General features: G+C 44.3%; 7 protein-coding genes and 1 pseudogene. All 8 read right to left on the minus strand.

Going from position 1 to position 10,656, the window contains the following annotated elements; genetic code table 11:
* Positions 1 to 61: 61 nt before the first annotated feature.
* Positions 62 to 1,237, minus strand: a pseudogene (locus tag FS666_RS17950) (glutamate synthase-related protein); the annotation flags it as partial.
* Positions 1,238 to 1,397: 160 nt separating this feature from the next.
* Positions 1,398 to 2,960, minus strand: coding sequence for a SagB family peptide dehydrogenase (locus FS666_RS17955; RefSeq protein WP_144463643.1), 1,563 nt, complete (start codon positions 2,958 to 2,960; stop codon positions 1,398 to 1,400).
* A 22-nt stretch (positions 2,961 to 2,982) separates the two neighbouring features.
* Positions 2,983 to 4,923: a TOMM precursor leader peptide-binding protein gene (locus FS666_RS17960; RefSeq protein ID WP_144463642.1), complete on the minus strand. Its 1,941-nt coding sequence runs from the start codon at positions 4,921 to 4,923 to the stop codon at positions 2,983 to 2,985.
* Positions 4,923 to 6,878 carry a putative thiazole-containing bacteriocin maturation protein gene (locus FS666_RS17965; RefSeq protein ID WP_144463641.1) on the minus strand — a complete coding sequence of 652 codons (1,956 nt, stop codon included), beginning with the start codon at positions 6,876 to 6,878 and terminating at the stop codon, positions 4,923 to 4,925. The genes FS666_RS17960 and FS666_RS17965 overlap by 1 nt, the downstream gene beginning before the upstream one ends.
* Before the next feature lie 197 nt (positions 6,879 to 7,075).
* Positions 7,076 to 7,234, minus strand: a complete 159-nt coding sequence (locus FS666_RS17970; RefSeq protein WP_144463640.1) for a heterocycloanthracin/sonorensin family bacteriocin — start codon at positions 7,232 to 7,234, stop codon at positions 7,076 to 7,078.
* A 242-nt stretch (positions 7,235 to 7,476) separates the two neighbouring features.
* The gene (locus FS666_RS17975) at positions 7,477 to 8,925 is read right to left on the minus strand and encodes an amidase family protein (protein ID WP_144463639.1); all 1,449 of its coding nucleotides are present in this window, start codon (positions 8,923 to 8,925) and stop codon (positions 7,477 to 7,479) included.
* Positions 8,918 to 9,457, minus strand: coding sequence for an MFS transporter (locus tag FS666_RS17980; protein ID WP_144463638.1), 540 nt, complete (start codon positions 9,455 to 9,457; stop codon positions 8,918 to 8,920). Before FS666_RS17980 ends, FS666_RS17975 begins: the two co-directional genes overlap by 8 nt.
* A complete protein-coding gene (locus FS666_RS17985) occupies positions 9,454 to 10,587 on the minus strand; it encodes an FAD-binding oxidoreductase (RefSeq protein WP_244943955.1) in 1,134 nt (377 codons plus the stop codon). Before FS666_RS17985 ends, FS666_RS17980 begins: the two co-directional genes overlap by 4 nt.
* Between the last annotated feature and the right edge of the window lie 69 nt (positions 10,588 to 10,656).

A 10,656-nucleotide genomic window follows, 5' to 3' on the forward strand; every position in this document is an offset into this window, starting at 1 on the left:
TCGTAAAACGGATCGAAATGGCGTGTTCCCATTTTGTTCGCCCACAAACATTTTACTCATACTCGAGAATGGGCAAAGCCGAAAAAAGCGGCAGGCCGGCTGCATCCGAAAGCTCCTGGAAGGTCGCCCCCGTTCCGCCTTCTCCCCCATCTACTGTTATGAAATCAGGCACTTTACCGCATGCAGCCATTTCGCCGGCCAGCTTTTCGGCTTCCGCTTTTGAACCGACAACAACCTTGATTCCTATAGGCTTCCCTCCGACTTCTCTCAGTTCCTCGACAAAATCCATCAGACTGGTTGTATCATGAAAATCCCGGAATCGGTTCGGGCTGTCAATCGTTTTCCATGGCGCGACATTCCGGATTCCCGCAATTTCAGGGGTCACTTTTTCCCCAAGTATATGTCCTCCTCTTGTTTTTGCCCCCTGGGCAAGCTTTAATTCAAACGCTTTGATTTTTTCGATTTCGCTTTTTTTCTTGAATAATTCCCAGGAGAAATCTCCATCCAGTGTTCTCACTCCAAATAAAGCCGGGCCGATTTGCATGATAATATCCACGTCACCTTCCAAATGATATTTGGACAGCCCTCCTTCACCAGTGTTCATCCAGGTGCCTCCGGCAAGCCCCAATCCTCTGGATAATGCGGTGATGGCATTTTTGCCCAACGCCCCGTAACTCATCGCAGACTGGCCGACAAGCCCCTTTGCTTTGAACGGAAATCTGCATGTGTGTTCGCCGATTACGACGGCGTCCTCGTCCGTTAGATAATAAGGATCTACAATGGCATCCTCCCGGTGCTCTCTACGGTTAAACAGGCCTTCATGGTCAATCTTATAGAGTTTTGTCTTGATTTTTGGGTTCTGGTCGCTCCTAAGTTCCTCATTCAATTTTGGGAACATGGCGTTCCTTATGTAAAAGCCCGGCTCTTCAAAATCACGCTCCGACCCAAAGCCTAGAATCCGCTCTTTATACTTTCCGGCTTTAACAACATTTTCATACTGGAACCTGGAGAATGGCTTGCCTTCACGGTTATTGGCGAACAAATACTGCCTGAGCTCCGGCCCGATATTTTCCATAAAGTAACGAACGTTTCCAAGCACCGGATAATTTCTTAGGACAGAGTGTTCTTTTTGCCGGCGGTCCAAAATGTAAATCCAAACAATGGTAACAAGGGGAACTAAAATGCAAAGAATCAATATACAAAACATGATGAATGCCAGCCACTCAGTCAAACTCATTGAAAAGCACCTTCCAATCTATAAATAATTCTATTTTCCCTATACCATTCATAGCGAAAAGAAAACCGGAATCTGTCTATTTTCATAGATAGATTCCGGCTTTCTGTTGATTATAATCAGTTCAACTCACCCAGAAAACAAATTTCTACTCTAGTCCTTGCTAGCTATGCAAACTCCCTTTTAACCAGGCGCGCGGACGGTATGGACCGACCGGGATTTGGATCAAGCAGGTTTTTCCTTTCGAATCAATCCTGTAAAGCTCATCACAACGGTTTGCATCGAAGCCCAGCAGTGGATGCCCTCCCATTCCTAAGGCACACGACACCAGAAGCAGTCGTTGGACGAGAATGCCCGCTTCCATCTGCTGAATGCGATAACCCCTATACCTCAATTCTTCTCTGAGGTGATCCCTTTCGCCAACGACATGCAAACAAAGCGGAACTTGATACAGATTTACATTGGGGATTGTTAATCCATTTTGTAAAAACTCCCGGTGATCCCCCTGATTTATCTTTCGAAGTGCATGAACGCTATTGTCATAAGAGTAGACACCATCTGGGACTCCCTCTACGTTATAAAAACTGCCATACAAAGAAATACGTGTCTCAATATTTCCATTCGATTCGTCAAGGTCACTCTGATACGAGAAAGAAAAGGTTTCTTTCAATAAAGTGGATAGTTGTGTTTGACTCACTTTCCCTATTATAAAATCGATATCAGGTGAATACCGCTCCCTGCAAACGGATGCGAGATCGTACGAAAAGCTCTCCGTAAACGGCAGCAAGATCATCTCTGTACCTAAGGAATGCTTTGTACGTTTATTATTCTTTATCTTCACAAATGACTCCGTTGTTTCAAACATTGAAGCTTCATTGACTTTTTTCAGCATCGGATAATCAAGGATTCTCTTTGAACGGTTATAGGTGTCATGCTTTAATAACGGCACTTCCTTGCACAATTCAGAGGCTGAAACAATTTCCTCTTTGCGATGATCGTTGTCAACGACATTGATTGATTGGTTCATAGATAATGGGATCACGGCATAGACACTTTCATCATGATCGGACAGCCCAAGCAAATGATTGATCGCCCGATCAAGAAATTGGTAGCATACCCGTGCAGAAAACCCCATCCGATTGGCCACTTCCAACGATTGCCCAATAATCACACCTGCATCCAGCCCTTGGAGTCTGTAGGAAAAGTTATTATATTTATAGAAATTTTTCCAAAAAACTGTTGAGACGAAAATGGTGCAAAAACAGTCCGGAATATGATCACCATTTTCCAGACTTCTGGATAAGTAGAAATCGTAATTTCCTTCTCGCACCAAAATGAGGCGGTGATGTGCCACATCATAATGGTAAATGCCCTCTGGAGCTTCTTCGAAATTTACATATACATATATTTCATTAGGATACAGTGCCCCTCCAGAGGGAACAAACCTCCGTAACGACTGGGCTTTACCCTCGTTAAAAGCGAACTGAGAGTATTGAGTAAGACCATATACATACCATAAGAAATGACCCAACTCCACCAGTCCGGGTTTTAGATGTGCTTCCCTTTTCTCGAGCTTTAAAGGCACATCTGCGTTAAGCGGAATCTCTGGTAGTCCCCGGTACAGTTTATAGGGAAGCGGTGCGTCTTCCCAATCCACCTGCCAATCCGGCGGAGAGACTTTTTCCGTGTTGAAATGCAGATGGTGCAGAAATGTTTCCAGTTCCAATCGAACGCCTCCTACTCTACCATTACGGGAACGGATGGGGATTTGGATTTAGCTGTTCATACGATAACGGTGCCTTCATAAATCCCAGTTGCATTGGTACCGTGAGCACCCTCTCCAGCCCTTTCACACGGGTTAGATGATGCCCAAATGTCATCGGTAACATCCCAGGAATCAATACCTTTACACAGAATAACCCGTTCCGTTTGGTTACAGGTGATGTTTGGTCAACCACAATAACTTCAAGGTTTAATCGGCGGAACCTGTTAAGAATATCCTGAAGATCATCCTTTAAATCATTATTTCTTGGCGGCCGCTCGAATTCCTCAGCAAATGTCCGTAAAGGACGGTGGTCATTCATTAAAAAATTCAGTCGTTCTTCCGCTTCCGGCAGACCGTAGAGCAGGCCATGGTCTTCCATGGTGCGCACAGCGAACGGATCTCGCAGCATCCTTTCATATTTTTGGCGGATTTCCTCCAGTTTATCGCCATGCCTAGACATCATTCCTGCGAGTTCGTAAATTGTACTTTTTACAGCCCTTACAGGATCAGGGTTAGCTCCGGCTGCACAAATGAGGTTTAACCCCTTTGATTTTCTGTTTTTTGCCACTCCCCAAACGCTCGGAATCCCATGTTCCATCGTTGAATTATAAAAATAAAGATCATATCCTGCCACCTCACACACCCGATCGACCATCAGCTGTAATTCCTTGTCACCGGCAGAGCCAAGGTCAATGCCCGGAAGGGGGAGCTGAGCATACCAGGTTAACAAGAATGAGTCTCGCTCGACGACCTCCATAATGGCATGGAAAATAGCTTCCTCCAAACTCCCTCCCAATGCACATCCATTTGAAGTTTCATAAACAATGCCTTCTCCATAGCCCAAACTGTAATAGGCGAGTAACTCCGGAACGAGAATAGGACGATTGTGTAAAAGCGAGTAGCCCCAGACCCAATTCATTGGATAATCGGGATGAAACGGTTTAAACGGAAAATCAGGCTTTTCATATTGCTCCTTATCATGTAAACCTACTCTTGCAGGATTTAGTGCTTGATTCTCTAATTGACGATAACTACCACGTACTACCGTCCTTTTTCCACGGGGCCCGATCCCGCAATATCGCTCCAAACCTTCCAGAATGGCAGTCAGCTCACTCATTTCATAAGAATTAGACCTTCCTGCTACTCCTTCATCGGCTCCAAACAGCGGCATGTTGACTATAACATCCGCAAATGGCAGCGTGAAATCCTGTACTTTCCCGTTCATGATACCCGTACGTTCATCGAGATAATCTTTGACCAACACGGCTTTTAATTCATCCATCGAGCGACAGCGATAACCATCACTGCTAATTTTCGGACTTGATTCCAACTTGACTCGGGCTAATTCCGATGTATCATCAGGTAATTGACTGCAGACCGGGCACGATGAGTCGGGCAAGAAAAAGTGACTGGAGTTCGTTAACGTTCTCAGGTTCGTAATAAAAATCCTTTCTTCCAAGCTGCTGGGTTCTCCTTGAAGAACCTTTTGCACTTCGTTACAAATCAAAGCTGCCATATGCGATAGGCTGGTTCGTGATGCCCATGCATCTTGCCTCGCACTTTCTTCTGCTGCCATTTTCATTTGAAAATTCCATGTTTCTTGACGATCAGGTCCGGCTATCAAGCGCCGTAAGTCTGCACAGCGGGAACATCCCGGTGTATCGGGACGTACGAATGGACCAATGATTCCTTCCCCAAACGAAACGAAACCCCGAAGCCACGGGATACGTGCGGATCTGAATCTTTCTTCCGCTTTTTGATGAACTGATGGATGCCAGGCATCGTGCAGCACCAGAGCTAGTTTTGTATCTTCGGGAACCTCTTCTATTATGCTTTGACGCTTAACGATGAAGCTTTCGGACAATTGATCATAGACAAAATCCGCTAATAACCCCTGTCCGTCAATTAGAATACGGGCAGCCATCAAGAGTCCCCCTCTCGTACCTGCACACCAAACACCCCTGCCATTTCCTGTTTTAGAAAAGGTTCAAATGTAAGATCATAAACGAATAGCCGTTTGCCGCTTCGACTTAAAGCTTGAATGGCGGATTGTAATAGCTGCAACTGTGTCCATTCATCACAGGAGGGGATTTCAAGCTTGGTTTCCGTTTTTTTAAGTAAAACCGCTGACTCCCTCTCTTGTCTCATGGCGGAATTCACCTGATTTGGAGTATCCAAAAGCGCTTGTTGCAGTGCATTTCGTAATGCCAATGTTGTGTTTAAACCTACATTTGAATACCAACGGCCATTTGATCTTACGCCTAGCACGGGGAAGCCTAATATTTCCTCTTTCAAGCCGATTGTCGGTGAACCGTTCAAGGTAGTCAGAGCTTTTAAATAAAATCTGCAATGCTGATCTTTAATTGACCCTAACGGCATATGAAAAATCGTATGCTGTTGATCACTCTTTCTTTTTTTCAATTCTTCCTCTAAATAAACCTGCAAGCCCCGACATACAGCCTCTTCAATTGTCTCTCCTGCACCGATGCCTATAAATCCCTCGGTTATGTTCGCGCTAACTTTATCATCCTGTTTTTTGAACTCTAAGGAATCGATCATTTGTGAAACATACATTTCAATGCCAGTCAGGCCCGCCTCTCTTTTTGCTTCCTCATGCGTTAGGCCGGCACAGACAACTTCTGACAGAAGCTCTGCCGGTCCCTCAGACATTGGATTAACCGCCTGAACAGAACACTGGGCAAGCGGAAGCTGTGACAAACTTCGTTCTTCCCATGTATGGAATATGCCAATCTTTTCAGAAGTTAATCGACTGAAATGTTCCAAGAGGTTAGTCGGCGGGTTATCTCTGGCCGGTTCCTGTTTGAGCCTTACATCAAGATCTTCAACGAGCTTGGGCGTAAATCTTCTAGATATAACCAGCGGGTGTGTGATGAATGATAACCAATCACCTTCCAGCGTATCAAGATCAAGCAGGTACATTTGATTACTCTGGTCTGAATCTGCAATTCCTGTAACATTCTTAAACAATTCGAAGACAGCGACATTTGCCAGAATCGATCCCGTTGTTGGAGAGAAAGGATGAGACCGCTGGTCTAGATGCAATGCAGATCGATGGATTCGGCGCCACGCGGACTCCCAGCACCCTTCCGATTCCGGATGAAATAATGGGCCAGAAAGCCCCACTTGCTGTAAACATATAGCGGGAACAAATGACTTCTTTTCCTCTTTGCAAACTAAGTTAAGATTTCTTAGCTCATTTACATTTCCATCCTGCGAGACGTACAAAATCCAATCATAGGGATGCACAACTTCTTTCCAAAAGCTTTTTCCCGCCTCTTTTTGAAATTGCACCTCCGCTAACTCTACATCGGAATCCGCCTTGCTGGCATTTTGCACCAGTTCGTTCAGCCGCAGCCGACTGGTAGGAATAGAATCTGTAATCATGACATTTAATTTAGGCAACCCCGATTCGATCAACGCTGAAGCCAATGAAACTAGAAAGGGGCCTGAGCCAACAGCCAGAACTTTAGCTTGACGATATGTTTGAAAACGATAAGCACCGGATTCCGCAAAATTCTCTATAAATTCAATTTGCGAAGCATATTTTTCAAGAACGGAACTATTTAACTGATGAGGAGTGTCTTTGCTTACATCCCGAACAAAGCCATTCTTGTACAGCGTTTCTCCGATCTCATAAACCCTGTTCCGATACGGTGTCGTTAATCCCCTTGTCAAATCTTCCAATGTTTTCTCGCCATTGAACATCGGTATCAACTTTTCAATCCATTGATAAATCGTATTGCCTTCCATTCGAAATGAACTCAAGTTATTTCGGAAATACACACCCCCCTTTGAATCAGGGAGAAAAAATGTATCCCTTTTCACCTTCAGACGTGAGGACGAGTTAAGTTTTGACATTCAGCTCCTCCTTATTCTTAATCGATACGAATTGCATATTATCATTTTATGTACTTTTAGCTGTCCAGTATGATAAACAAGAAAAGAAACGCCTTGCATAAGATTATGCAGAGGCGATTTCTTTTCATAACATAACCATTTTTGACCTAGATAAAAAATCCTCCAAAACAGCCAAAGCCAAAGCCAAAACAACCGCCTCAGCGAAAACAACCACCACAGCGAAAACAACCGCCACAACGACCACAAAGCCTACTGTCAAACTGAGTCGGATATTGCACATAACTCATAGGAGTTAATTCGCTAACATGGTAATTATCCATTCCCAATGTTTGCAATTCGTTTTGGTAATGCTGCATTTGTACCTCCCCTTTGTATTTAATATTTAGGGCAAACCTAAACCAGACAAGAGAGTCGAATTGAAATAATTAAAAACCTCTGCTCTCCTCAACAAAATATGATGCTTTTGGGTTGTTGTTACTGATGTAAGAGCCTATTTCACGTTCAGGGCATTATAGAGCGTACCGGTGAATTTTTATAGAAAATGGTTTAATTATAATAACGAAAAGACCTCCATTCTTTGAATGAGGCCTTTCAATGTTTATCTTATTTTCGGTGGTTTCCGATGGGGCGCCGCCTGTTCAAAAGCATAGGCAATCTTTAATAGGACAGCTTCACTAAATGCGGTTCCTGTAAAAGAAACGCCGAACGGTTCACCGTTTGGAACAAACCCGGCCGGAACAATGACGGTTGGATATCCAGCCCTTGCTGCGATCACAGAGCCTCTGTCCCCTCCAAACATTATCGCATCCAGCTGGTGCTCTTTCAATGCATGGTCGATTCCTTCTTCTCTTGAAAGCCGAAGATCCTGATCCAATGTGAGAATATATTCCGGTTCGGTCAGCGTACCGCTCGTCTCTTCCGCCATCTCCAATAGCTTTTGCCCGTATTTCAGCATTCTGTCCGGATGATCTGCGTTAAATTTTATGACATCTGCAAGAGACCGGATTGGATTCGATGGATGGGTATTTTGAAGATACGCATTGAGGCCGACTTTGAATTCGTATGTAAAAATGTCAAAACCCCATGTATGCCTGGCAGAGGGGATTTGAATATTTTCGATGAGTTCTGCTCCAAGCTCCTTTAGAGTTGATTTGGCCTCTTCCATCAGAGCTAATTTATGCTTGCTTAAGCGAAGGGTGAACGGCTCACCCGCAATTCCGATCCGGACGCCTTTTATATTGGTACCCTGAATTTCGGCAACATAATCTGCTGCTGCCGAAGGCGGAATTGCCCTTGTTGCCGGATCTTTTTCATCTGCTCCCGCCAATGCCCCGAGAAGATAGGCGGCGTCTTTTACCGTTCTTGCCATGGGGCCGGGCGTATCCTGGCTGTGCGCAATGGGAATGATGCCCCGCCTGCTTAAAAGCCCGACTGTCGGCTTGATTCCCACAAGCGAATTTTTCAATGAAGGGTTTAAAATCGATCCGGATGTTTCCGTCCCGATGGCTGCTGCAGCAAAATTGCAGGCGACCGCCGCACCGGATCCCGAGCTGGATCCTCCAACGTCCAATTTCCCCGGTCCGTAAGGATTCAAAGTCTGTCCGCCTATTGAACTGTAGCCGCTCGGCATTCCGGTTGTCATGAAGTTGGCCCATTCCGTCATGTTTGTCTTCCCAAGCAAAACGGCTCCCGCTTTTCTCAGACGGTCGGCAACAAAAGCATCCCTTGACGCGATATGATTGGCCAATGCAAGCGAACCCGCGGATGTATGCATTTTATCTCCTGTATCGATATTGTCTTTTAAAAGGATGGGAATGCCGTGCAGCGCCCCCCTCACCCCTTTAGTTTTTCTTTCTTCATCCAGTGCCGCAGCGATATGCAGGGCATCCGGATTGATTTCTAAAATGGAATGGATTTTTCCGTCGTGCGCCGCTATCCTATGCAGATACATTTGCACTAGCCCGCGTGAAGTCACTTCACCTTCCGCCATTTTTCCCTGCATTTCGTCAATTGTCGCTTCAATCAGCCAGTTGCCGTAACTATCCATAGTTTCTCTCCTTTATTTTTAAAATAAAAAAGCCGCTGAGAAAAAGAATGAAAGAGCTGATATAAAAAATGATATCAATCGTAAAAAGGTCAATGATCAAACCTCCGAGCATCACCGCTGCCCCTGCAAAAACGGACGTCCAAAAATGGTAGTATCCGATTGCTGCTCCCCTGTTGGATTGACTCGTAAAATCCCCGAGCATTGCTTTTTCACTTGTTTTTTGCATCGCCCCGGCGGCTCCCAATAAAACTTGCAAAATATATACCTGCCAAACATGAATAACAAGCGGAAAAAATAAGAGCAAAACAGCCATCCCCCAGCTATTAATGAGAAGAAATAATTTCCTCCCCATCCGGTCTGAAAGTCTGCCAACCATCACGTGCACAAAAGCCGAACTGATTGTAAACAAGCCGTAAGAGATTCCATATTGAAGAAATCCGCCGCCAACCTCCTTTATGAAAATCAAATAGAATGGAAAAACAAGACTGCTGCCGAGAATTGTAATGCTTTGAGAAAGTATAATCCACCTCATTTGCCATACTCCTCATAAAACTGGTTCACAAATCTTTCCTCCGGATCATATTCCCTTTTCTTTTCAAAAAACTGGCCGGCATTGGGATACGCTTCCTTCATCTGCGTCTTTGATGGGTAATGATAGTAAGGCAAGTAATAGGATCCATCAAAATCCAATACAAGATCAATCAGTTTCCTTACGGCTTTTCCCGTCTTTTCAATTTCCTTGTCAGAAGTACCTTGATTGATGAAAAACACGAGTGCAAACATATCTTGTTTTGCGTAAGAAAGGAATGCTTCTTCATTTTCAGGCACATATCTTACGGTAATGTTCAATACATTCAAGTTTTCTTCTTCCAAAATATCTCTTAATCTATCAATGAAATTCGGAAATTCATCAACTGGGAAAAAATATTCCTGCAAAATATCCGTATCGTTTTTGCCTTCATAATCCAAAAATTTAACTTCCGGCCGCATCACATTATTTCGGGAAATCCATTCCACTTTTCCATCTTTAAACGCATGCTTTTGCACATACCAGACAAAGTTTTTCCCCCAATCAAACTTCCTTGACAGGCCGAAAGCAAACTTATTCCGCCTCACAAATTTTTCATCCTGCAGTTCATTGTAATCCTCAAGCTTCTTTCCGTCTTTCTCCAGATAATAATTTGTCACATACATTTCCGTTAAAAAGTGATTTGGAGCGACAGATATTCCGGAATTGTGCATTTCGATTTCGGGGTTTGCCAGTACATTTTCTTTAAAATATTCCGGATAATCATGATAATCGATCCACTTGTTTTCCACGCGGTAAAGCACATCATCCGTCAGTTCAATATCAACGTCCAATATGATTCCGAAAAGCCCATATCCCCCATGGACCAACCGGAACAACTCTTCATTTTCATTCCTGCTCACATTCAATATTTTCCCATCCGCATTCATCAGCCGAAAAGCCCTGATGCTTTCGATTAAAGGACCATAGCGAATATCACGCCCATGCACATTGACACTCATGGAGCCGCCCACTGTGAAAATATTCGGCGCCTGCATTGTTTTAACAGATAAGCCGTAAGGGTTCACTGCTTTCTGGACATCCTCCCACGTCGCTCCGCTTTGGACAGTGACCAGCTTTTCCTTTTCGTCCACTTTAAGAACGTAAGCGTCAAATAATCCCCACCTGTTTTCAGATGGGGATTTGATTTATGCTTTATTTAG

The organism is Siminovitchia fortis (genome assembly GCF_007681465.1).
In the GTDB taxonomy this organism is placed as follows: Bacteria; Bacillota; Bacilli; order Bacillales; family Bacillaceae_C; genus Siminovitchia; species Siminovitchia fortis.